Origin of the sequence: Ferrovum myxofaciens, from assembly GCF_013181415.1 — a bacterium.
GTDB classification, from domain to species: domain Bacteria; phylum Pseudomonadota; class Gammaproteobacteria; order Burkholderiales; family Ferrovaceae; genus Ferrovum; species Ferrovum myxofaciens.
In genome coordinates this window covers 1,277,947-1,300,027 of the sequence record NZ_CP053676.1, presented here as the reverse complement: position 1 = coordinate 1,300,027, position 22,081 = coordinate 1,277,947, and the positions used below count along the sequence as shown (strand labels likewise).

Sequence of the window (22,081 nt, the reverse complement as noted above, 5' to 3'; positions counted from 1 at the left end):
GGATGCGAACGTATATTTCCGCCAAAGATTACCGGTCTCTCCTGACTCTCATCAATCAACTTTATACCCTTCCGGACCAAGAGACGATCATCCGTGCGGTGATCGAAGAACTCGGAAAACTGGTGCCCTTCTCAAGTGCAATCTTTATTGCGATGGAGGCCTCCGGTCTGTTCCGTCCGGATGGCCATTTTTCTGTAGCCATCCCTCCAAAGGCATTATCGGAATTCACAAACCACTATGCGGCCGTTCATCCTTTCACCCTGACCGGGTGGATCCGGCATACAAACGAGTCGGCCCGGATTACTGACTTTGTTCCCGCCTACCGTCTGCAGGATACGGAATATGGGCGGGATTTTCTTCCGTTGACCCCCTGTTTTTACGAACTCGGCGTGATCATGGGAGCCCAGGGCGATCACGTGGGCGCTTTCTGTCTTCACCGCCAAAAAATGGACCGGGATTTTTCCGACCGGGAAGTTCAGATCCTCAACTATCTGGTGCCGCACATGGCCCGGGCGATCAACTGTCTCCAACTGCTTGAGCGACTCAATGCCGGAGGGTTTTCTTCCGAAACCGGCGTTGTGAGAATGCTGGTGGACGGAGGGGTCACGATGAACGAGGCCGCTCGAAAAATTTCCCTCGAGCACCTGGACCGTGTTATCCCCAATCGTTTTACAGAGTCGGGGGCCTCAATCCTCGAATCACCCAAAGGCCGTTACCGAATTCAGACGACAAGCAGCAATCAGGGATCGGAGCGTATTCTTCTTTTCGAGCCCCTGCCCTTTACGGAGACATTATTCCAGCGGCTGTGCCGGTGGGATTTTACCGATCGTCAGGCTGAAATCGTTCTGAAAGTCATCCGGGGCGCATCGAATCGGGAAATTGCCGTGGCCTTGTCGGTGTCGGAACAAACCGTCAAGGAGCACCTGCGAAATATTTTCGAGAAGGTCAAGGTCCGTCGCCGGAGCGAACTGATCTCAAGAATCCTTTCCGATTCATAGCCTGAAACGCTCTCTTTGCCCATGGATCTCCAGGACGCTCTCTTGCTGTCCGGAAAAATGATCTCATCCCGTAAAACTTGCCCCCCAAGACCCACCTTTCGTCTAATTGTTGTCCATCCTGTCAAAGACATAGAATCCCTACACATAAAAGACGAGTTCACACCTTGAAAAATTGCACTTCAATTTCGAATCTGCGTGGTGTTTTGAACTTCGAAACTTGAGTTAAAAAGGAGAGTTACCATGGCCAGTTATTTCTTTCTCATGAACAAACTCAGCGGGGACGCGATCAGCATTGCGGGGATGTCCACGGCGCCTGGGACGGCTTTGCTTTCCTGGCCACAGAAAGCGACCGGGAATAATGACCAACTCTGGGGGTATACCCCGGATCCTGCGGGTTCCGGCTACTTTTTCATCGAAACCTTGCTTGACGGGAACGCGATCAGCATTGCGGGGATGTCCACGGCGTCTGGGGCGGGTCTGGTTTCCTGGCCGCAGAAGCAGAGCGGGTACGACGACCAACTCTGGCAATTTGTTCCAGATCCTTTGGGTTCGGGGTACTTTTTCATCAAGACCAAACTGAACGGGAATGTCATCAGCGTTGCGGGGATGTCCACGGCGCCTGGGGCGGGTCTGGTTTCCTGGCCACAGAAGCAGAGCGGGTACGACGACCAACTCTGGAAAATAGTTTCTGGTGCCCCTGTCTCCGTAGCCCCGCAGGCCCCGGTCATTGACTCCATAAATCCAGCGAAGGCAAGTCCGGGAAACCTCATTGTTCTTAACGGGCAAAATTTCGGACCCCAACAGGGGATCGGTTACGTGCTTTTTTCCAACAACGAAGTGAACTGGGGACAACCAGGGGATGTGGCCCCGTTTACTATCCAACATTGGAGCGACACGCAGATCAGTTTTCCCGTTCCGGTTAAAGGACACTCAGTCTATCAGGTAACGCCTGGCACGACCGCTTCCGTGAGCGTTACAAATAGCAATGGCCTCACATCCAACGCAGTGGAATTGGCGCTCTGCTCTGCAGCCATATGGCCCTTGACCGCAGACAGCGGCCAAACTCAAATAGGAAAGACCGGCAATGGTTTCATGGATACTACGGTCACAATCGACCAAGCCGGAAACTTGACCGCGAACACAAAAGTTTGGGATACCAGTATCTGGGGGCCATTGACAGGCTTCCATGGGGCTACGGTGGTTTGTCTGTATGACACTTTCGGTAATTTGCTCGATACCTTCCCGGCCGGGCCCTTCGGTGTCGAAGGCGGGCAGACCAACGAGAACCCTTGGTCTGCCACCGTTCCCTCCGGGAAGATGTGTGAGGTGTTTTCGGTGGCTGTTGTCAATTTCTACGATCCACAGTACACCGTCCCGGGTGAGATCTTGAATTGGGCTGCAGCGAACCAGTCGACAATTTCCGCGGCTGCAAAAGTAATCGTCTCGGTTTTCTGAGTTGTGGGATAGCCGGGGGCCAAGATTGATCCCCGGCAACCAAGGTAGCCTTCGAAAAGGAGATGACATGAAATACATCAGATATTCCATGGTCCTTATTCTGTCAGGACTGAGTATCCTTCTCGCTTCGGAGCAGGAGGCCTTTGCGACCATCGACTATTATACTGCGGCTGGTGGGGTATCAGAAGGTAGCATAATGGGCAGCAACGGATTTCCGAAGGGGGTTTATGGGAGTTTTGACAAACAGGGAAAACAGCAAATCAGTACAGGAACGATTTCAAACCAGGTGGGAGCAGCTGGTGCCACTGCCGATACTACAGGCAATTCGTTAAGTGCTTATGCCGAAGCAAATTCTCCCTGCTCAAAATCTAATTGCGATGGAACAATTGCAAATGGCGGGGCATACATATCTGATACATTGATATTCAAGAACTTACCCACTACCCCTACCTTGATTACTCTTGATCTCGCCATTAACTGGATTCTGAGTGGAAGCGAATCCAAAGGAAACAACGCAGGCATATTTGCGCTTCTGAGCGCGACTCCGTATGGCGATGCCTACGGGGGGGCGTATACATTATTTTCCTACAATAAAGCCGGCAGCAGTTCAAAGATATTATCCGTTGCAGTTGCGATGGCCCAGGATCCATATTCGAATCAAGTTCCATATTTGAACTTTTTTGCGCAGGTCGATGCTCTCACAGGTTCAATTCCCGGTAATTCGGCAGGTGACTCCGCATTCGTGGACCCCAGCATCACCGTCCTTGCTCCTCCTGGTGTCACCTTTACTTCGGCAAGCGGAGCGACCTACAGCGGAACACCCGTAGTCGCCGTTTCTGAACCTTCTGCCCGGCTCCTGTTTGGCATCGGGTTGCTGGGATTGATGGCAGGACTGCGGCGGCATCGGCGCTTCGGGTGATTTGACTCTTGCGGAGGTGCAGGGGGCGGTCGCCCGCTGCGGACTGTCGAGAAATCTTACATTTGATTGATGGCGCGCTATGCGCATTCGTCACCCTGCAAGGTTTCGGTTACGCAAAAAAGTGTCGAACTCGGGTGGGCCGGATACCCCAACTGCAAAGCCGTTGGGGTTCCCTCAGCGTTGCGCGCTTCGGCGCCGGTTACCTTACACGTTCGGCCCCTTGTGTTCGCATATGAACGTTGGAGTCATTGACAACATCCAACATTGTTGGCATCATCTCCAACATGAAGGCCGCTGAACTCGTTCGCACACGCATCATCTACTCCGAATCAGCTTTCGCCGAGTTGGTGCTGTGGCGGCTCCCGAAGGCAGTTGAAGGGTCGCCGCATCAATACAAGTACAGGCTTGCGTTTGTCGTTCACAGAGAATGCGTTCTGCGCTACGACAACGAGGTCGGAAAAGGAGATCACCGGCACTTCGATGGAAAGGAAAGCCCTTATATATTCTCTACGCCAGAGCAATTGATTGCCGACTTTCAACATGACATCGCGAGGTGGAACCATGAAAACCGTAACTCTTGATGTACGTGCCCCCGCCGATTCAATGGCGGATTTTACGCACGCCTGGGAAACAGGAAAGCCTCAGAAAAAAAATACGCGCATCAGCTTTGCTACTCCTGAGCTGCTTTGGCGGGTACTCACTGAAAAACGATGGGAACTGCTCAAGGTATTCTGCGGTGCGGGGCCAGTGTCCATTCGCGAAGCCGCCCGCCGCGCTGGGCGCGACGTAAAAGCCGTACATGGCGACATTACTGCACTGCTTAACGCCGGGGTGCTCGACCGCACAGAGGATGGTCGCATTGTCTTTCCATTTGAGGCTGTAAAAGTTGAGTTTCTATTGCAGGCCGCATAGCATCGCTGCGTTCCAAGAGTGAAACCACACTGGGTTACAGATTTCCTCGAATGATTTTATCGGCGGCTTCCTGGGCAGTGTCTACCTCTTTGCGTTTCACGGAGATTGAAGGATGAGAACGTACTGGCTGGATGAGGATTTGACTGGACAGAAGCGTTTGCCAAGAACTGGATAGGAATGTTGCTGCCAAACATCGAAAGGGCCAGTATTGATGTCACGAAACTGACAGGCTACGTGCTGAATTCCACCCATCCAGAGGGGAGGCACAAGGCTCGCGTGTTCCTCTCGGCACTGGGAGTTACGGCAGCAGACGGGGAATGGTTGGCTAACACAATTTTGTCTAGACTTTGGAAATCTGGCGCGCTGTTGCAGAACGATACGAATTGGGGGGCAATCTACCGTGTCGACATGGAGGTTGTTCGCGGGCATCGGTGTGCGAAGGTCAGGACGGGATGGCTATGCACGGACGAAATGGCTAAACTTGTTACATGCTTTGTAATCGGAGAATGCAATGAAACTACTTGATGTCGTTGCGACACTAGAAGATGTTCCGGCAGCGCACCTCGCCAAAGGACAGGTTGGCACTATTGTGGATGAGTTGAGCGATGAAGTCGTGCTGGTCGAATTCGCTGACCTTAACGGCGTAGCGTATGCCGTCGAACCCATTTCTGTCGGCAAGCTTATGGAGCTTCGCCATGCTCCGGCAATGGCCGCCTAACGACTGGCTGGTATCAACCAACTCTGGACATTCAGGGATGGATTCCTGAGTGACGCCGAATTTCGAGAGCGTCTTGAAGTTCTGGCGAAGTTTAGAAGTTGTGACCTCAAACCTCCCATCTCCTAGGACTAACCATCGCTTCGTGAAGCACACACTGGGTTACAGATTTCCTCGAATGATTTTATCGGCGGCTTCTTGGGCAATGTCTACCTCTTTTTCATAAAGCGCGGTGGCATAACTGGGATCCGTGAGGACGACCTTGCTGACCAGCGTTTGAAATTCATCATGGTGGCTCGTGTCGATTTTAACCTTGACCGACATACCGGGGCGCAAGGGATGATCGGCCAGTTCGGATCTGGATAGACTGATTCGGACAGGAATCCGTTCCACGATGTGGATATAGTTGCCCGTTGCATTATTGGCGGGGAAAAGGCTGAAAGTGCTGCCTCCCGAAGGGTCCAGACCGAGGACTTTCCCGTGATAGGCGTGTTCCTTGCCGTAGGTATGGGAGACGATCTCGACGGTTTCTCCGGTTCTTACATCGGCCAGTCTGGTTTCTTTGATATTGGCGGTGACCCACAGGTCATCCAGCGGAACGATTGCCATGAGTTTCTGTCCGGTTTGGATCTGCTCACCGGCCTGAACCTGTCGATTACTGATGTAACCCTCCACAGGGGAGTAGATATTGGCGCGTTGATTCTCGATATGGGCTTCCATGAACTCGGCTTTGGCTTTGGCTACGAAAGGGTTATTCAGCCTCGAGGTGCCTGTTACCAGAGCCTGGGCCTGGTGTAACCGGGCCGCAGCCTTGTCGAGAGTCCTGTTTAATTCATCCAGTTCATCCTGCGTGTCTGAAACCAGTTGGGCGGAAACGGCCCCCGAAGGCTCGGCGCTGCGGTAGCGGGCGAGATCATGGGTCAGGCGTTCTTGTTTGGCTTGCAAAGCAGCGAGTTCGGCCCGTTCCATGTCGACCTGATGAAACAAGCCGCTGGTGGAACGAACGGCTTGTGCCAAGGTTGATTCAGCCTTCAGCAAACGGAGTTGGGACAGATTGTGTTCTTCCTTGATCAGTAACTGTCCCCGATGAACCGGCAGGGTATCCTCCACCAGAACATCGGAAACGATGCCGGGGGTCAGAGCCTGCACCGGAATGATGTTGCCGGTGACATAGGCATCATCGCTTTCCACCACGGGACGCAAAAACAGGTACCAGTAAGACAGCAGAGAGAACAGGGTGATGCCGCTGAGTATTCCTACGCCGCGCAGTCGATGGTGACGGATTCTGGCGTGTTTGACCGGCCCCGTTTTCATGATGCCCACCCTCCAAATCCTCCCCCAAGGGCCGTGGCTGTATCCGTGATACTGTTCAGCCAATCCAGACTCTCTTCGGTTTTTTTCATTTGTTCACTCTCCAAACGGATCAAAGCATCGAGATAGGGTAATTTCCCCGAAATTCCCGCCCCAAATTTTTCCTGATCGAGTTCTGTTTCTGCGGTCCCGGCAGTGACGGCAGCGGAAATCTCTTCAAGACGTTCACGGCGATGCTTCATGGTGGACAGGCCATCGGCAATTTCGCGTACCGCCACGAGCAGGGCATGATTGTAGGCATCGATGGCACTGTTTCGGGCCGCTTCCATCGCGTGCAGTTGTCCTTCCAGAGCACCCCCCTCAAAGATGGGCAGGTCAAAGGCCGGGCCGTAGGCATAGGTTCCTCCGGCCGGGGTTACCAGATCGGAAATACCAATACTGTTGAACCCCATCAAACCAACCAGATTGATATTGGGATAAAAGGCAGTTCGCGCCACTTTTTCCAGATGTTCGCTACGTTTGATGTTCCATAGGGCGGCTTGCACGTCCGGGCGTTGGGACACGAGATTCAAATCCACTCGGGCCGGAAGAGGGAACTGATCTGGCAACGATGAGGCGGTTGGCATCAGCGTGTCTTCCGGGCTTTTTCCGATCAGTTCATATAACGCATAATTCAGGGAGGAAAGTTGACGTTGCAACTTTTCCAATTCATTCCGGGCTTCATGCCATTGGGTCTGACTGGTCAGCACGGGAGGTTTGGGTCCGATGCCTGTTTGAAACGAAGTGTCGAGAAGTTTCATCCTTTCTTCGTTCAACTGGACGATGCGGGTTTGTCCTTCGACCAGTTCTTTGGCGCTGTGCAAGGCGAAATAGGTTTTGATGACGGCAGAACTCAGCATCAAGGCGCTTTCCCTGTACTTGGCCCGGGTGATTTCTTCCGAGGCCTCGGAAGCCTGGATCAGGGCGTCATCCCGCCCCCATAAATCCAGGTCGTAGTTGACCATGAGAGGAAACAGGGTCGCAAGATTGGCCGTGACCCCGCTGTACGGTTCGGTGGGACCGTTACGCGAGATGCGTGTATGGATGAGGGCACCCCCGGAATTGACGTGGGGGTAAAGCAACGACTTGGATTTGAATACCTGAGCCTGGGCTTCGAGGAGGCGATTGCGCGCTTCATCCAATCCGGGATTATGAGCCAGCGCTTGCTCCACCAACCGGTCGAGCGCAGGGTTGTGGAAGGATTCCCACCATTTGTCCGGAAGCGCGACATTTTCCCTGGGTTGCACGGCAGCATTGGCTTTTGTGAGCGTACTGGGGGCGGACACCCCGCCCAGAATGGGGACGCTTGGGCTAACGGCGGGTACGCAACCCACCAACGAAAAGGCAAGTAGAAACGATAGACGTCTCATGGCTCTTCTCCAAGATTTTCGAGAATGATCAGGTCAGGATCGGGGAGGTGCGTCCGGGGAGGCGTCAGGAACCAGACGAGACAGGAAGAGAGTGCGCCACCCCACGCCAGTAACTGAAAAAAGTCATTGAAGGTCAAAAGGCCCGCTACTCTTTCCAGTTCGGTATGTATACGGTGGGGTTCGATGGGCGAAAACGACAAAAAACGCAGGGAATTGGAAGGATCCGGGGTGGTGAAAAGATTCCATTGATGGGCTTGCAGTCGATCCCAGCCGATATCCGAGAAGGTGACGGCCAAACCGGCACCCATGTTTCTTGCTCCATTGAGTAGATCGAGGGCGTTTAACTGTTGGTTCTTCGGCACATGGCCCAAGGCGAGGGTCGTCATGGAGGAAAAGAAGGGGCCAATCGCGGCGCCCAGGAAAAGTTGGGGGAGGAGCAGTAATTCCCAGGTTGCCGGGCGCAGATAACTGGAAATCCACCAGAAGTTCAAGGCGATGGCCAAAAGGGACAGGCTGGCCGGGATTCTTGGGTCCCAGCCATTCTGGATGCGATTCTGGGTCAGTAGGCTGAAGGGTTTGGAAAAAATGAACAAGGGCAGAAACAATAGCCCCACATGCCAGGCGGTATAGCCTTCCACCAACTGGAAACGGATGATGTATTGGATGATGCCTCCCTGCAGGAGCATGAAGGAGAGACAGAACAGAAGGGTGCCTGCGCCAAAGTTGCGGTGTGAAAAAAGAGCAAAGGAGATCAGAGGCGTTTTGCTGCGGGCATTTCGAATCTGGAACCAGGCAAAACCGATGAGCGTGAGGCACAGCATCCCCCATAATTCCCGAAAACGGCTGGAAAGATCACTCAACAGACCGACATCAAAAAACTCCTGCAACATTAGAACGGAAGCGAAAAACAGTCCAAAGGTCAGACTCTGGTCGAAAATAGGGTAGGACCGGTCGAACACATCTTCCCAGTCGGCCAGCAGTCCCCAGAGGATTCCGGCGATCAGGAGAGAAATCAGGAAGGAGGCGAAGAACAGGAGGCGCCAATCCCCCAGTACGTAAGCGATCCATCCGCCCAGGGCAGGGCCGATGGAAAAGGGAATGAACACCGCCAATCCCCAAAGGGAGGTGGCGGTGTGCTGGTGTTCGGTCTTGTAATATTCCAGGAGCAGAAAAAAAGAGGGAATGACGCTCAACCCGGCGGCAAATCCCTGAACGACCCGGAAACTGGTGAACAGGATCAGGTTATGAACGACGAACAGGGCGCCCAGGCTGGCAAAGGAAAACAGGAGAAAGGACGCAATGACGGTGACCTTGGGGCCAAACCGTTTCATCAGGGGGCGCGCGATGAGGAAAGCGCATCCCAGTGCGGTGAAGTAGTCACTCTGTCCCCATACCACATAGGGCAATCCTTCATCCATCGAGCCGGTGACATAGGGCAGCATGGGCAAATATGCGCCCGCATTGAGAAGAACCAGGAAATGTCCGATGCCCAGGGTAAAGTTGAACAGGACGAACTGGGTGGGGGTAAGGAAACGGGAATAGCCGGCAATTTTGAACATGAAGAAGGTTCTAGCGTTGTCCCTGAGTAACAGCCCAGACTGCCGCTTCGAGGCGTGAATGGAAGTTGAGTTTCTTGAGAAGGTTGCGAATATGGACTTTGACCGTGCTTTCCATGATGCCCAATTCGCGGGCGATCAACTTGTTGGACAGGCCCTGTGCCAAACAGCGGACGATGTTGTCTTCCCGCTCGGTCAGGGCGGAAGGCTGGCGTAACGTTTTCATCGAGTCGTCACGCAGGGCAACGGCCAGGCAATGAGTCAACGTATCGCTGATGACGGTACGGCCGAACATGACTTCATTCAAGTGTCCGATCATCTGTTCAGGGTCCGTATCCTTCAGCAGGTATCCCTCGGCACCTGCCCGAATGGCGGTCACCAAGTCCTGAGGGTCGTCAGATACCGTGAGAATGACGATTTTGGCGTCCAACTCGGTTCCTTGCAGGTGCTGGAGTGTGGCGATGCCGTCCAGTCCCTTCTTCATGTTGAGATCCAGCAAGATCAGATCTGGCTTTAGTGCCAAGGCCAGGGCAATGCCCTCATCGCCGGTATCGGCTTCACCCACGGTTTTGAAATGAGGGGTGCTGGCCAGTAACTGAAGGACGCCGCGGCGGAACAAGGGGTGGTCATCGATGACCAGAACGCGAATATCGTGGGGAGGAAGGGGCGGGGGCAAGAGAACCTCAATGAGCGGCGTAAGGGGTGAGGGCAATGAAAGTCAACGTAATGCGCGCGCCGCCGGCAGGGCGAGTATCGAAGTTCAACACGCCTTTCAGGAAAGCGGCGCGTTCACGCATGATTGTCAGGCCAAAATGTCCTCCGGAAGGGGGCGTTGCTGGCCATCCCTGACCATTGTCTTCGATACAGAGTTCCACTTGGCGCAAACTGTTGGTTTCCAGGGTAACCCGTGCCCAGGTGGCTTTGGCGTGCCGTTCAATATTGACGAGGGCCTCGCGGATCAGGCGCATCAAATGAATTTCTTCGTTGGCACCCAATTCCAGATTGTTCATGCGCTGTTCCAGCAGGATATCGAAACCGCACCGCCGTCTGGCTTCTTGTACGACACTGGTCAACTCTTCGGTGAAGGGTGTTTGACCCGGCGTGAGACGGAACGTGGTCAGAAGTTCGCGTAATTCCCGGTAGGCACTGTTGAGGCCCGTCTTGAGTTCCTCCACGGTGGCCTGCAGTTCGGGCGCAGCCTTTGGTTCCAGACGGGTTTGCAGGAGCGAAACCTGAATTTTCAGGTAGGAAAGTGACTGGGCCAGGGAATCGTGGAGTTCACGGGCGATGACGGCCCGTTCCTCGTACACGGCCAAACGATGGCGCTCTTCGGTGCGTCGCGCATTGGCCAGGGCCGTGGCGACATGACCCGCCAGGGTCTGCAGAATCTGGGCCTGCCAGGTCTGCAGGGTATTTCCTGCAAGGATCTGGAAAGGCATGACACCCTGCCATTGTCCGCCGCCTGTCAGAGGAATGCTGACCAAATGTATCTCACCCACGTGATGTTCGCTGATGGCCGTTGGGGGGCGACCGGCACCAAAACAGATGGAACAGCCCAGGGATTCACACAGTGCAGCCCGCTCGATTTCGGGTAAGGTGGTGGCGAGGGGGTAAGCGCGACTATCTTCCTCGCGGCGCACGCAGACGATGCCCGGTCCCAAATCCAGGGCACGCTCCACATCCACGAGCATTTCCAGGAGGATTTCCTGGGTCAGATCCTGTTCGGTCAGGCGGGTCGCCGTGCGATAGAGCAGTTGCAGAAGATGGTTGCTATGTTGCAGTTCACGGGTTTTTTCTGCGACTCGCTGTTCGAGCCCTTCATACAACACCGACAGTCTTTCCACCATGGCATTGAACGCATTGCCGACTTCGCCCAATTCGTTGTTGGGTTGGGGCGAGATGCGCGCCGAAAACTGTCCATTCTGGACGGCTTGGGCAGAACGCAAAAGGACTTTGAGGGGAATGAAGAAATCCCGCTGGAGATGGAGGATGATGGACAGGATTAGCAGTAATGCGCCCAATAAGAGGGCGCCCTGGACCCAGCGCAGGGTCTGGATGCGGGATTCCAGATCCTGTTCCAGTCCGTGGGCCACTTGATCGATCAGGGTGGTGAAGGCCGGCAGTGCCTGTACCAACCAGCGCTGGTTGACCGGATCAGGGGGGGCCTCGAGGTGGGCACGCAGGTCTGGCCATGTCTGAAGCAGCAAGATGGGCCATGGACTGTCGGCGGGAAGAAATCCATCCTCCACCAGACGGGGCAAGGTCTTGAGTCGACTATCGCATTCCCTCAGGTCCTCTTCCTGAGTTTTGCGGTTGCCCGTGAGATGTGCCACCTCCAGGTGCCAGACCAGCATGCGTAACGCGGCAGTGTGATTGAGGAGGCGTGCTTCCCCGCTGCTGTGGATCGTCATGCGCCAGGCACTGAGGACCCCGAGCAGAACCAGAAAGAAAAGTAAGGCCAAGGAAAGCGCCAGGCGTTGGCGCAACGATCTCAAGCCCAAAATCCGTCCTATCCGACGGCGTAAACCCGGAAGGCTCCAGGGGCGCGCGGGAAGAAAGGACAAGGAACGGGAAAACAGGTTCATGGGCAATTTTAACGCATTGTAAAGGTCATTCCAACCAAATGATCGTCCACCATTTTCCGGTTTATTTCCAAGACAGGGAATACCTCTTAGGGGGTAGAACTTTTTCGTTGACTACCCAATCATTGTCATGCGTCCTGGTGCCATTTCTGCGAATATGGTCACGTAGTCACGGGAGCCCTGCGCAGGGTGACCTTGGAGTTTTCTTTAACGAACGACAAACGACAGAAGTGAGGATCGATCATGAGTTTATACCAACAACTGGGTGGCGAGGCTGCGGTGAATGCGGCCGTGGATATTTTTTACCGCAAGGTTCTGCAGGATGAGCGCATCAACCGTTTCTTCAGCGGTGTGGACATGGAAAAACAGTCGGCCAAACAAAAGGCTTTCTTGACTATGGCGTTTGGGGGGCCCAACAATTACACGGGCGCGGATATGCGCCGGGGGCACGCCCATCTGGTGGCTCAAGGATTGAACGACAGCCATTTTGATGCCGTGGTGGAGGATCTGGGCGCCACCCTCAAGGAATTGGGGGTATCCGATGCCTTGATCGCACAAGTGGCGGCGGTGGCTGAAACCACGCGCAACGATGTGCTGGGGAAGTAAGTTTTTCTCTTCCCATTCCGGTCAGTGAGTTCCTTGTCCCCGTGGAAACGGCTTTCCATGGGGCTTTTTTATGCGAGGCGAGCATGACGATCCTTCGGTTTCAGGGTCAGGATTTTGTGTATGAGGCACCCCGGACAGTGCTGGAAAGTCTGGCCGAACACGGGGTGGAGATTCCTTCGGGCTGTCGGGTCGGCGTTTGTCAATCCTGTCTGATGCGTTGTCTGGAGGGAGAGGTGCCCGCCGGAGCTCAGGAGGGTTTGAAACCCGCTTTGGTGGCACAGGGGTATTTCCTGGCTTGCCGGGCTCGTCCTTCTTCGGATCTGACGGTGGCGCTGGCTGATGCGGAGGGATTGCGCCAGAGGGCTCACGTCCTCGCCGTGGAATCCTTGAATCAGGAGATCGTGGCACTGCGCCTGAAACCGGAGCGTCCCCTGGACTATCGGGCCGGGCAATATCTGCGTTTGTATCGTCAGGCGGATCTGTCACGCTGCTATTCTCTGGCCAGCGTCCCCACCCTTGATGACTGGCTGGAACTGCATATTCGCCGGATTCCGGAGGGACGGGTCAGCGCCTGGGTACACGATCAACTCCGGGTAGGTGCGCAAGTCGAAATTGGGGATTCACTGGGTCAGTGTTTTTATACGCCTGGTCAGGAAGAACAGACCTTGTTGCTGCTCGGAACGGGTTCTGGTCTGGCGCCTCTTTACGGGATTGTGCGCGATGCCCTGGCCCAGGGCCATCGTGGGCCGATCTGGCTCTACCACGGCAGTTTTACGGTGGAAGGACTCTATCATCAGGCTGCCTTGCAGCGCCTGGCCGGTCAGTTCCCCAACTTCCATTATGTTCCCTGCGTGGATCGTGCCAGCCCGGAAGCCCTGGCGTTGAATGCCCGGGTGGGCACTGTGCTCGAAGCCGCCGTGAGTGATCACCGTGTGTTTGCGCACCACCGTGTTTTTCTTTGTGGTCACCCGGATATGGTCAAGGATGCGCGCCTCAAGATTTTTTTGGGCGGGGCGTCCATGGCGGAAATTCATGCGGATCCTTTCCTGCCTTCGGGCACCTGAAAGGTTGAACCGTTCGGCCATAATTTACTTCACGTTGATCTTGCGCTACCATGTGACCAATATGATGACCAACTGGAGAGGCATATGAGTACCGTTACGTTAGCAGAAGCCAAGGCCCATCTAAGTCATCTCCTCGATCAGGTGGAAGCGGGGGAGGGAATGGTGATCACACGCCGCGGACAACCTGTAGCGCGTATCTCCCCGGTCGAAAAGCCCAAGCACGCCGTCAAATCTCTCGTCGAGTTTCGCAGTCGCATGCCACGCTGGCGCAAATCCAGCGCTGAGTTGCTGCGTGAAATGCGCGACGAGGGGCTTTGATGCTGCACTTCGACACCAAGTTGCGGGCGGGCGATGCGCTGCACTTGGCTATCGCACTTGACATCCTCCCCGCCCTCAGCCTTGAGGCTGCCGTGCAAGCACGGAAAGGGTAGGGATTTCTGATCTACGAAGATCAGCCGCATATCCCTTGCGAGAGATGTTTCCTGCTTCAACGCGAGAGGTCTGCCGATACGGCTACGCCGTTTCACATCCTTGCTCGCTCCACAGGCTAACCCCGGAAATCCTCCGGTTTTGTTCATTCGTGAATCCTCAAGCCGTCTGCACCGGCCAATATCGCTTTCCCAGCCATCAGGATGTTGATACTGGCATTCAGATCCCGATCATGGCTTTGTCCGCAATCTGGACAAACCCATTGACGTGTCGAAAGCGAAAGACTCTTGAGGACGTATCCGCAACTCGAACACCGCTTCGAACTCGGGTACCAACGATCGATCTTGACAACCGTTCGACCGGCCCAGACAGCCTTATATTCCAGTTGTCGGGCAATCTCACCAAATCCCGCATTCAGGACCGAACGGTTCAGGCCTGACTTGGCCTTGACATTCGATCCGGGCTTGTCAGCGCGCCCGACTGCACTAGCCGTCATGCCACGGACATACAGGGATTCCATCGCAATCGTTTGGTTCTCGCGAACGATGGAGGTGGTGAGTTTATGCTGCCAGTCCTTGCGGACGTTGGCGGCATGTTCAGTGACGCGACCCACTTTCCAGTAGGCTTTGCGTAACTTATTGGAAACGGGCAACTTTACGCCCTTGGACAATTTCGCATTCCGGCTCAATCCCATCGACACTTTGGCCGCTGCAACCTTTCGGCGGCAAGCGCGTTGGTAACGGCGCTTGCGTTGCTCCAATACCTGTAGTTTGAGCGGGGTTGCATAGCGCTTTCCGTTTGAACAGACAATCTCGGAAGTGTTCAGATCAACGCCTACCTCGCCCTTCACCTTCGGCAAAGGAGAAACATCTTCTTCGGTCAGGAGTGAAATATAGAATTTGCCCCCCGTAGTCCTTGTGACAGTAACCGAAGAAGGCGTCGCCCCTTTGGGAAACGAACGACTCCAGCAAATATCCAAAGGAGCCTCATGCTTGGCCAGCGTCAACTTTCCTTCACGAAAAGCAAAGGCGTTTGACATGTACGAACACGACTGGTTGTCCCGGCGAGACTTGAACGTGGGATAGTCCGATTCCTTCTTGAAGAATTTTGTGAAAGCCGTATCCAGGTGACGAAGCGATTGTTGCAGGACGACCGACGACACTTCACTCAACCATGATGTTTCAGGGTCCTGTTTCAGACCCTTGAGGCGCGCCGCCAAATCCTTGTAGTACACGCGCTGACCGTTGTTGTAGAAGGCAGCCGACCTCTCCTTCAAGCCCCAATTGTAGATCCATCGCGCACAACCAAACGACCGCGCAAGCTGATCGGCCTGGTCAGGCGTCGGGTAAAATCGGTAACGATAGGCGCGTTGAATTACCATGACCGTCATTATACGGTTAATTTAAGGTGTAAGTCAACCCATCTCCGCGAGAATCCCCTCGCTTTAGCCATGGGGAGGAAAGCGGGAAGTTGGTTTTGACTTAAGATTTGTCTTGCATTATATATCTAGCATCTGTATAATTAGTACATGAACGATTACACTATAAAATACAAGAGCAACCTGAACGTAGTTTACTCTTGCAAGTACCATGTTATATGGTGTCCGAAGTATCGGCGTTCGGTTTTAGTGAAGGGCGTTGACGTTCGTCTGAAAGAAATTATACAAGACGTTGCTACTGAGTATAAATGTGAAATATTGGAACTTGAGGTTATGCCGGATCATGTACATTTACTGGTAGAGGTTGACCCCCAGTTCGGAATACACCGGCTGATTAAGTTGATGAAGGGCAGGTCATCCAAATTGATACGTGAAGAGTTTAAGTGGGTAAAGTCCCGCCTCCCGACCTTGTGGACGAATAGTTACTTTGTATCGACGATTGGCGGCGCACCGCTTGAAGTGGTTAAACAATATATCGAGCAGCAAAAGCACAAATGAAACGCACCGCCACGCCCACCTTTGTTCTCAGCATTCCCCTGGTTGTGAAACCCGGTGAAGACCGGATACTGATCGGGCGCATGGAGGCGGGTAGGCGTTTGTACAACGCCACTTTAGGCGAAGCACTTCGCCGCCATGGTTTGCTGAAACAGTCGAAAGACTGGCAGCACACCCGCACCATCGCCGACAAGAAATTGCGCTCCGACGAGTTTAAGCGGCTCTCGAAAGAAGCAGGGTTCACGCCTGCGGCCATCATCACCTTTGCCCGTATCTGCAAAAATGAAGCGGGATGGAAAGACCGGCTTGGTTCTAACGTAACCCAGCGCATCGCGGAGCAGGTGTTCGCAGCCGTGCAGCAATACGCCTTTGGTAAACGCGGTCGCCCACGTTTTAAAGGTGCTTCCCGCCCCCTGCATTCGCTTGAGGCAACCACCAATGCGGCCAACATCATCTGGAAGCCTGAAACGGGCTGTATCGAGTTTGGCGACCTCACGCTACCGGCCTTGCTACCCTCCAAAACACAAGACCCGTATTTGCACCAAGCGCTCACCAATAAGACAAAGTATTGCCGCGTGCTGTGGCGCGTTGTTTCCGGCTCACGCCGCTGGTTTGTGCAACTCATGCAGGGAAGGCATCGCCCCGGCAAAGCACGAGCAGGCTTGTGGCGAAATCGTTGGTCTGGACATCGGTCCGAGCACGGTTGCTGTGGTCGGCGACAACTCCGCATCGCTGGTGAAATTCTGCGACACCGTGGTTCAGCCATGGAAAGAAACCCGCCGCTTGCAACGTGCCATGGACAGGTCTAAGCGAGCCACGAACCCTCATTGTTTTAACGCTAACGGGACGTGGAAAAAAGGCCAGAAGTTCACACCATCGAAACGTTACACGGCAATCCGCACTGAGTATGCGGAAGTAGAACGCAAACTGGCCGCCGAACGCAAACGCGCCCATGGTGAACTTGCCAACCAGATTCTCGGGCTGGGTAATGTTGTCCAGTCCGAAACCCTGTCTTATATCGCCTTCCAGAAGAATTATGGCAAGAGCGTGAAAGTCAGAGCACCCGGAATGTTCGTCGAACAATTGCGTCGCAAGGCTGAAAGTGCTGGCGGCAAGTTGATTGATTTGCACACCTGGTCGCTGAAAATGTCGCAGTACGACCACACCACCGGAGTTTTCACAAAGAAGCCGCTCAGTCAGCGGTGGCATGTGCTGGGTGACGGGTCGGGAGTCGTGCAACGGGATGTGTATTCCGCATTCCTCGCACGCTGCGTAATAAGCAACACGCACCACCCATCCCATATCGAAACGATGTGGGCGGCTCAGAAACCTGTGCTGCTGCAAACGGGGTGGCTGCGTTCCGAACCTGCGAAGATCGAGCCTTCGGGCAAAATCACGGTGGCAACACCGTTAGAGCAGGTCGTTTGTGATAGAGGGTTTGCCATCGGTCATGGCCTGGATGCTGTAGCGGCGACGCGAGAGCCAGGAGACCCCGGTGGATTCGCCCTTAGAACCCCCTGCCTTTAGGCATGGGGAGGTTTAGGAACTTTCTCCTTATATCTCCGGCGTCAACGCCGAAGTTTTACGGAGAGGACGATAACAACGGCGCAAAGATTCTCTACACTCTGGACGATGGCCTCTTGCATGCGGCCAAACTTATGAGTGTCTACGCCAGTCGAGGCATCAAAACCTAGCCCCGCCTCATGGCGTCGAAAGAATCAAAGAGGGAGTGTCTCCTCCCTGCATTGATGCAATCGAGGTTGCCAGGGAAGCCGGGATTTCCATTTCCACGGATTGCGCCCTGCAGGACAGGACTCCTGCCGTCTGCAAGGGCAAGGGCACCGGCTGAAAATCCAGGCGCCGTGCCTGCAGGACAAGGGACTCAGGATGTTCTCCGGCCTTTTTCAGCCACTGCCCCCATATCTGGGACGTGGTCCAGCCCACCATCCCGCCACGCGGAATAGATCGAGCGGATTCCGGGAGGTGCAGCACGAGTTCCGGGAAACGTTGATGCCGTGTAAATTGTTCCGGCCCGGTCACCACCAGCACCAGAGCCGCCCCCCGGGCCAGGGCATGATCGATCCGGTCCTCCTCTTTCAGGTCCAGATATTGACCTGCTGAAGCCAGGGCTTGCTCCGAGTCCACCATGACATCGTCGGGCAAACGGGAATTCCCGGCCATCAGGATAACCGTTTTGCCCGTCAGGTCCTGAGGGCCGAAATCATCAATGCCCAAGGCCGGGATCCATCGTCCATATCCCGCAAACAGCCAGGGTGAATCCACCAACGTATGTTCTCCCTGGGGCTGTCGGCAGGACACCACCAACTCATCGTTCAATTTCACGGACAGCGTCTTATGGTGGACGATCCAGGTCATCTGCCCGGTTCCCCGCAATTGATCCACCGTCAGATACAGAGTTTCCGGCATTTTATGCGCACAAGCGCGGAGCCAGCGAATTTCCTCACCGCGATCAGGCACCTCTGCCACGGGCACTGGCGTTTCAGCGCAACCTGCCATGACGAGCATGAATACCCACTGTATCGTCGCTGCCAGACGCATCGTTTAGCCCTCCCGCCGGTCGTGTCTGGGTCATTATGGCGCACGGATTGCCCCCCAACTGCGTTAGAATGAGTACCAATTTTTCCTATTTGCCGGAACATCCTGTCATGCGCGCCAGCCAACTGTTCATCCCCACCCTCAAAGAAGCCCCTGCCGAAGCCGAACTGATCAGTCACCAACTGATGCTGCGAGCGGGTCTCATCCGTCGTCTGGGTAGCGGACTCTACACCTGGATGCCCTTGGGGTTGCGCGTGTTGCGCCGGGTGGAGGCAGTGGTGCGGGAAGAAATGAACCGGAGCGGAGCCCAGGAAGTATTGATGCCCGTCATCATCCCCGCCGAGTTATGGCAGGAGACGGGACGCTGGGACAAGTTTGGCCCCCAAATGCTGAAAATGAAAGATCGGCACGAACGGGATTTCTGTTTCGGCCCCACTCACGAAGAAGTCATCAGTGACATTGCACGCCGGGAGATTCGCAGTTATCGCCAACTTCCCGTGAATTTCTACCAGATTCAAACCAAGTTTCGCGACGAAATTCGCCCCCGCTTCGGAGTCATGCGTGCCCGCGAATTCATCATGAAGGATGCCTATTCCTTCCACACCGACCGCGCCAGCCTGGAATCCACCTATGCCCTCATGGTTCAAACCTATCAACGGATCTTCACTCGCCTGGGCCTGAAATTTCGCGCGGTCTCTGCCGACACCGGGGCCATTGGGGGGTATGCTTCCCAGGAGTTCCATGTCCTGGCGGATTCCGGTGAAGATGCCCTGGCCTTCTGCCCTCATTCCGATTATGCGGCCAACGTGGAATTGGCCGAGGCGCTGGCCCCCACCACTTCCCGTCCGGCTCCCTCAGCTCCCCTGATCACGGTGTCCACGCCGGGCATCACGACCTGCGAAGCCGTGGCGAAGACCCTGAATGTGCCTCTCCACCAGGTCGTGAAATCCCTGCTGGTGATGGATGATGACCAACAACCGCACCTGTTGCTCCTGCGGGGGGACCATATCCTCAACGAAGTCAAAACCGAAAAACTCCTGGGCTCGTTCCGTTTGGCTTCAGATCCTGAAATCACCCAATGGCTGGGCCCCGTCAAAGGTTTTGTCGGTCCCGTCGGCCTACCCCCCGGCATCACCCTATGGGTGGATCGGGCCGTGCCTGTGCTGGCCGATTTTGCCTGTGGTGCCAACCAGCCCGATGCCCACCTCGTCCAGGTCAATTTTGGCCGGGATTTGCCCGAACCGGAGCGGGTGGTGGACCTGCGTAACGTGGTCGCCGGCGACCCTTCCCCCGATGGCCAGGGCTACCTGGAATTGGCACGAGGCATCGAAGTCGGACATGTTTTTCAGTTGGGGGCCCGGTACAGCGAGGCCATGGGAGTCCACTATCTGGACGAAGAAGGTCGCTCCCGGGTGGTGGAAATGGGGTGCTATGGCATTGGGGTCAGCCGCATCGTGGCGGCAGCCATTGAACAACACCATGATGCACGCGGGATTTGTTTCCCCCCGGCGCTGGCCCCTTTCCAGATCAGCCTGATTGCCCTGGGGCCGAACAAGAGCCCCCTGGTACGGGAGATGGCAGAACGCCTCTACACCGACTTGCTGGCGCAGGGGGTGGAAGTGCTCTTTGATGACCGCGACGAACGCCTGGGTGTAATGCTCGCCGACCAGGAATTGATGGGAATCCCCTGGCGCATCGTGGTCGGCGAACGCAACCTGAAAAATGGTCATGTGGAAATTCAGGGGCGGCTCGAAACCAGTGCCCGCCTAGTCTCTCCTGAAACCATCGTTGCGCTGGTGGCCGCGCAGGTTGACAAGAGATAAGGGGTTCACGAGAGTATTGTTCTGGATCGGATAGTCCTTGACATGGGTTCTGACTTTTTCGTAGAATCACTCCATGAACTCAAATTTCACTTTCGCTCTTCTTTTCTGCACGGGATCCCTCCTGCTGCTGCGCCTTGCGCGCTAAAACCCTTCTTTTCCCATCGCTGTGTACCGCTCCCCCTCCCCCGAGGGGTTCTCCGCCATGAATGAAAGTCTCTGGACTTTCAAGGACGAGACCATGAATACTGTAAAAATTTTTGATACAACCTTGCGCGATGGCGAACAAAGCCCCGGCGCTTCCATGACCCGTGAAGAGAAGGTTCGCATTGCCCGCCAGTTGGAACGTTTGCGTGTGGATGTGATCGAGGCGGGTTTTCCTGCCGCCAGTCCCGGCGACTTTGAAGCGGTCAAGGCCGTGGCCAGTGCGATTCGGGAAAGCACCATCTGCGGGTTGGCCCGTGCCCAGGAAAAGGATATCCGAAGTGCGGCTGAAGCTTTGGCCTCTGCCTCGTCAAAACGCATTCATACCTTTATCGCCACTTCCCCTCTGCATATGGAGCGCAAATTGCGCATGACGCCGGAGCAGGTGCTTGGGCATGCGGTGTCGGCTGTGACATTGGCCCGCCAGTTCACCGACGATGTGGAATTTTCTTGTGAGGATGCGGTCCGTTCCGAACCGGATTTTCTGTGTCGGGTGATCGAGGCCACGATCCGGGCGGGGGCCCGCACCATCAATATCCCGGATACCGTGGGCTATGCCATTCCTTTTCAGTATGGGGCACTCATTGCCGATTTGATGAACCGCATTCCCAATGCCGATCAGGCTGTTTTCTCGGTGCATTGCCACAATGATCTCGGTTTGGCTGTTGCCAATTCATTGGCCGCCGTGCTGGCGGGAGCCCGGCAAGTGGAATGCACGATCAATGGATTGGGAGAGCGTGCCGGGAATGCCGCACTGGAAGAGATCGTCATGGCGTTGCGTACCCGTCGGGATGTATTCGGCCTGACCACGCGTATCGATACCACCCAGATCGTGGCAGCCAGCCGTCTGGTGTCCACCATCACGGGTTTTCCGGTGCAGCCCAACAAGGCTGTGGTGGGGGCCAATGCTTTTGCGCACGAATCCGGGATTCATCAGGACGGAGTCCTCAAGCATCGGGAAACCTATGAAATCATGAGTGCCGAAGAGGTGGGTTGGAAGGCCAACAAGTTGGTGCTGGGCAAACATTCGGGACGCAACGCATTTCGTACCCGCTTGCAGGAGTTGGGCATCGTGCTGGACTCGGAAGTCGCTCTCAATGCTGCCTTCCAGCGTTTCAAGGTACTGGCTGACAAGAAACATGAGATTTTTGATGAAGACCTTCAGGCCTTGGTGGGAGAAGAAATCGGAGAAGGCCAGAACGATCACTATGCACTGGTTTCACTGATGGCTCACAGTGAAACGGGTGAATCTCCCCGTGCGCGCCTGGTTTTGACCTTGGGAGGAGACGAACAGACCACGGAAGCGGAAGGGAGCGGCCCGGTGGATGCTTCCTTCAAGGCCATTGAGCGGGTGGCGCAAAGTGGTGCCGAGTTGCAACTCTATTCGGTCAACAACATTACCAGTGGCACCGAATCCCAGGGCGAAGTGACCGTTCGGTTGGCTTTGGGTGGGCGCATCGTCAATGGGTTGGGGGCGGACACGGACATCGTGGTGGCCTCTGCGCGGGCTTATCTGAATGCCTTGAACAAATTGCAAGCGCATACGGAACGGGTCAACCCGCAAGTATGAGGATCATGGGGCGGGCCCTGTTTCTTTTTTGACTTGCTGTAT

Annotated in this window: 22 protein-coding genes; 15 read left to right on the top strand and 7 right to left on the bottom strand. The window is 55.1% G+C overall.

Features of this window, described 5'->3' with window-relative positions:
• Positions 1–2: 2 nt before the first annotated feature.
• From HO274_RS06290 to HO274_RS06265, 7 genes are all read left to right on the top strand, one after another.
• Positions 3–998: a LuxR C-terminal-related transcriptional regulator gene (locus tag HO274_RS06290; protein WP_273122216.1), complete on the top strand. Its 996-nt coding sequence runs from the start codon at positions 3–5 to the stop codon at positions 996–998.
• A gap of 240 nt (positions 999–1,238) precedes the next feature.
• Positions 1,239–2,453, top strand: a complete 1,215-nt coding sequence (locus HO274_RS06285; protein WP_031597905.1) for an RICIN domain-containing protein — start codon at positions 1,239–1,241, stop codon at positions 2,451–2,453.
• 67 nt (positions 2,454–2,520) lie between these two features.
• Positions 2,521–3,372, top strand: coding sequence for a hypothetical protein (locus HO274_RS06280; protein ID WP_273122215.1), 852 nt, complete (start codon positions 2,521–2,523; stop codon positions 3,370–3,372).
• 284 nt (positions 3,373–3,656) lie between these two features.
• Positions 3,657–3,953 carry a toxin-antitoxin system TumE family protein gene (locus HO274_RS06275; protein ID WP_273122214.1) on the top strand — a complete coding sequence of 99 codons (297 nt, stop codon included), beginning with the start codon at positions 3,657–3,659 and terminating at the stop codon, positions 3,951–3,953.
• Positions 3,934–4,284 carry an HVO_A0114 family putative DNA-binding protein gene (locus HO274_RS06270; protein WP_273122213.1) on the top strand — a complete coding sequence of 117 codons (351 nt, stop codon included), beginning with the start codon at positions 3,934–3,936 and terminating at the stop codon, positions 4,282–4,284. The genes HO274_RS06275 and HO274_RS06270 overlap by 20 nt, the downstream gene beginning before the upstream one ends.
• Positions 4,285–4,461: 177 nt before the next feature.
• Positions 4,462–4,809, top strand: coding sequence for a DUF6883 domain-containing protein (locus HO274_RS13535; RefSeq protein WP_420537381.1), 348 nt, complete (start codon positions 4,462–4,464; stop codon positions 4,807–4,809).
• Entirely contained in the window at positions 4,796–5,002 is a 207-nt protein-coding gene (locus HO274_RS06265; protein WP_273122211.1) for a DUF4926 domain-containing protein, read from the top strand. Before HO274_RS13535 ends, HO274_RS06265 begins: the two co-directional genes overlap by 14 nt.
• Before the next feature lie 159 nt (positions 5,003–5,161).
• On the opposite strand, the gene HO274_RS06260 is transcribed toward HO274_RS06265, so the two are convergent.
• Genes HO274_RS06260 through HO274_RS06240 form a run of 5 tightly spaced genes read right to left on the bottom strand, consistent with a single transcriptional unit; the run spans position 5,162 to position 11,860 of the window.
• Complete coding sequence (locus HO274_RS06260; protein ID WP_273122209.1) at positions 5,162–6,313, bottom strand: HlyD/EmrA/EmrK family protein; 1,152 nt, start codon at positions 6,311–6,313, stop codon at positions 5,162–5,164.
• Positions 6,310–7,719, bottom strand: a complete 1,410-nt coding sequence (locus tag HO274_RS06255; protein WP_273122208.1) for an efflux transporter outer membrane subunit — start codon at positions 7,717–7,719, stop codon at positions 6,310–6,312. Before HO274_RS06255 ends, HO274_RS06260 begins: the two co-directional genes overlap by 4 nt.
• The gene (locus HO274_RS06250; protein ID WP_273122206.1) at positions 7,716–9,278 is read right to left on the bottom strand and encodes an MFS transporter; all 1,563 of its coding nucleotides are present in this window, start codon (positions 9,276–9,278) and stop codon (positions 7,716–7,718) included. The genes HO274_RS06255 and HO274_RS06250 overlap by 4 nt, the downstream gene beginning before the upstream one ends.
• Positions 9,279–9,288: 10 nt before the next feature.
• Positions 9,289–9,951 carry a two-component system response regulator NarL gene (narL, locus tag HO274_RS06245; RefSeq protein ID WP_273122204.1) on the bottom strand — a complete coding sequence of 221 codons (663 nt, stop codon included), beginning with the start codon at positions 9,949–9,951 and terminating at the stop codon, positions 9,289–9,291.
• A 7-nt stretch (positions 9,952–9,958) separates the two neighbouring features.
• A complete protein-coding gene (locus tag HO274_RS06240; protein ID WP_273122202.1) occupies positions 9,959–11,860 on the bottom strand; it encodes a histidine kinase in 1,902 nt (633 codons plus the stop codon).
• Positions 11,861–12,100: 240 nt separating this feature from the next.
• Here HO274_RS06240 and HO274_RS06235 point away from each other — a divergent pair, with 240 nt between their 5' ends.
• From HO274_RS06235 to HO274_RS06225, 3 genes are all read left to right on the top strand, one after another.
• Positions 12,101–12,463, top strand: coding sequence for a group I truncated hemoglobin (locus tag HO274_RS06235; protein WP_273122200.1), 363 nt, complete (start codon positions 12,101–12,103; stop codon positions 12,461–12,463).
• 83 nt (positions 12,464–12,546) lie between these two features.
• Entirely contained in the window at positions 12,547–13,527 is a 981-nt protein-coding gene (locus HO274_RS06230) for a 2Fe-2S iron-sulfur cluster-binding protein (protein WP_273122198.1), read from the top strand.
• Positions 13,528–13,611: 84 nt separating this feature from the next.
• Entirely contained in the window at positions 13,612–13,845 is a 234-nt protein-coding gene (locus HO274_RS06225) for a type II toxin-antitoxin system Phd/YefM family antitoxin (protein ID WP_273122197.1), read from the top strand.
• A gap of 256 nt (positions 13,846–14,101) precedes the next feature.
• On the opposite strand, the gene HO274_RS06220 is transcribed toward HO274_RS06225, so the two are convergent.
• A complete protein-coding gene (locus HO274_RS06220) occupies positions 14,102–15,337 on the bottom strand; it encodes an RNA-guided endonuclease InsQ/TnpB family protein (protein ID WP_273122196.1) in 1,236 nt (411 codons plus the stop codon).
• 147 nt (positions 15,338–15,484) lie between these two features.
• Here HO274_RS06220 and tnpA point away from each other — a divergent pair, with 147 nt between their 5' ends.
• From tnpA to HO274_RS06205, 3 genes are read left to right on the top strand one after another with little or no spacing between them, the layout of a single operon-like run.
• The gene (gene tnpA, locus HO274_RS06215) at positions 15,485–15,892 is read left to right on the top strand and encodes an IS200/IS605 family transposase (protein ID WP_273119576.1); all 408 of its coding nucleotides are present in this window, start codon (positions 15,485–15,487) and stop codon (positions 15,890–15,892) included.
• On the top strand, positions 15,889–16,698 hold the full coding sequence (locus HO274_RS06210) for a hypothetical protein (protein ID WP_273122194.1): 810 nt from the start codon (positions 15,889–15,891) through the stop codon (positions 16,696–16,698). The genes tnpA and HO274_RS06210 overlap by 4 nt, the downstream gene beginning before the upstream one ends.
• Complete coding sequence (locus HO274_RS06205) at positions 16,598–17,416, top strand: hypothetical protein (protein ID WP_273122192.1); 819 nt, start codon at positions 16,598–16,600, stop codon at positions 17,414–17,416. The genes HO274_RS06210 and HO274_RS06205 overlap by 101 nt, the downstream gene beginning before the upstream one ends.
• A 174-nt stretch (positions 17,417–17,590) precedes the next feature.
• Here HO274_RS06205 and HO274_RS06200 read toward each other — a convergent pair whose 3' ends face one another.
• A complete protein-coding gene (locus tag HO274_RS06200; protein WP_273122190.1) occupies positions 17,591–18,448 on the bottom strand; it encodes a protease-associated domain-containing protein in 858 nt (285 codons plus the stop codon).
• 107 nt (positions 18,449–18,555) lie between these two features.
• Between HO274_RS06200 and HO274_RS06195 the strand changes: the two genes are divergently transcribed.
• Entirely contained in the window at positions 18,556–20,268 is a 1,713-nt protein-coding gene (locus tag HO274_RS06195; protein ID WP_420537397.1) for a proline--tRNA ligase, read from the top strand.
• 238 nt (positions 20,269–20,506) lie between these two features.
• Positions 20,507–22,039 (top strand): 2-isopropylmalate synthase, encoded by a 1,533-nt coding sequence (locus tag HO274_RS06190; protein ID WP_420537396.1) that lies wholly within the window; start codon positions 20,507–20,509, stop codon positions 22,037–22,039.
• The last annotated feature ends 42 nt before the right edge of the window (positions 22,040–22,081 follow it).

Coding starts and splice junctions, on each gene's coding strand:
- HO274_RS06270 (WP_273122213.1), top strand. CDS start 3,934: ATGAAAACCGTAACTCTTGATGTACGTGCCCCCGCCGATTCAATGGCG.
- HO274_RS06210 (WP_273122194.1), top strand. CDS start 15,889: ATGAAACGCACCGCCACGCCCACCTTTGTTCTCAGCATTCCCCTGGTT.
- HO274_RS06195 (WP_420537397.1), top strand. CDS start 18,556: ATGCGCGCCAGCCAACTGTTCATCCCCACCCTCAAAGAAGCCCCTGCC.
- HO274_RS06230 (WP_273122198.1), top strand. CDS start 12,547: ATGACGATCCTTCGGTTTCAGGGTCAGGATTTTGTGTATGAGGCACCC.
- HO274_RS06255 (WP_273122208.1), bottom strand. CDS start 7,719: ATGAGACGTCTATCGTTTCTACTTGCCTTTTCGTTGGTGGGTTGCGTA.
- HO274_RS06225 (WP_273122197.1), top strand. CDS start 13,612: ATGAGTACCGTTACGTTAGCAGAAGCCAAGGCCCATCTAAGTCATCTC.
- HO274_RS06240 (WP_273122202.1), bottom strand. CDS start 11,860: ATGAACCTGTTTTCCCGTTCCTTGTCCTTTCTTCCCGCGCGCCCCTGG.
- HO274_RS06250 (WP_273122206.1), bottom strand. CDS start 9,278: ATGTTCAAAATTGCCGGCTATTCCCGTTTCCTTACCCCCACCCAGTTC.
- tnpA (WP_273119576.1), top strand. CDS start 15,485: ATGAACGATTACACTATAAAATACAAGAGCAACCTGAACGTAGTTTAC.
- HO274_RS13535 (WP_420537381.1), top strand. CDS start 4,462: ATGTTGCTGCCAAACATCGAAAGGGCCAGTATTGATGTCACGAAACTG.
- HO274_RS06200 (WP_273122190.1), bottom strand. CDS start 18,448: ATGCGTCTGGCAGCGACGATACAGTGGGTATTCATGCTCGTCATGGCA.
- HO274_RS06285 (WP_031597905.1), top strand. CDS start 1,239: ATGGCCAGTTATTTCTTTCTCATGAACAAACTCAGCGGGGACGCGATC.
- HO274_RS06290 (WP_273122216.1), top strand. CDS start 3: ATGCGAACGTATATTTCCGCCAAAGATTACCGGTCTCTCCTGACTCTC.
- HO274_RS06190 (WP_420537396.1), top strand. CDS start 20,507: ATGAATACTGTAAAAATTTTTGATACAACCTTGCGCGATGGCGAACAA.
- HO274_RS06275 (WP_273122214.1), top strand. CDS start 3,657: ATGAAGGCCGCTGAACTCGTTCGCACACGCATCATCTACTCCGAATCA.
- HO274_RS06260 (WP_273122209.1), bottom strand. CDS start 6,313: ATGAAAACGGGGCCGGTCAAACACGCCAGAATCCGTCACCATCGACTG.
- HO274_RS06265 (WP_273122211.1), top strand. CDS start 4,796: ATGAAACTACTTGATGTCGTTGCGACACTAGAAGATGTTCCGGCAGCG.
- HO274_RS06280 (WP_273122215.1), top strand. CDS start 2,521: ATGAAATACATCAGATATTCCATGGTCCTTATTCTGTCAGGACTGAGT.
- HO274_RS06220 (WP_273122196.1), bottom strand. CDS start 15,337: ATGGTAATTCAACGCGCCTATCGTTACCGATTTTACCCGACGCCTGAC.
- HO274_RS06235 (WP_273122200.1), top strand. CDS start 12,101: ATGAGTTTATACCAACAACTGGGTGGCGAGGCTGCGGTGAATGCGGCC.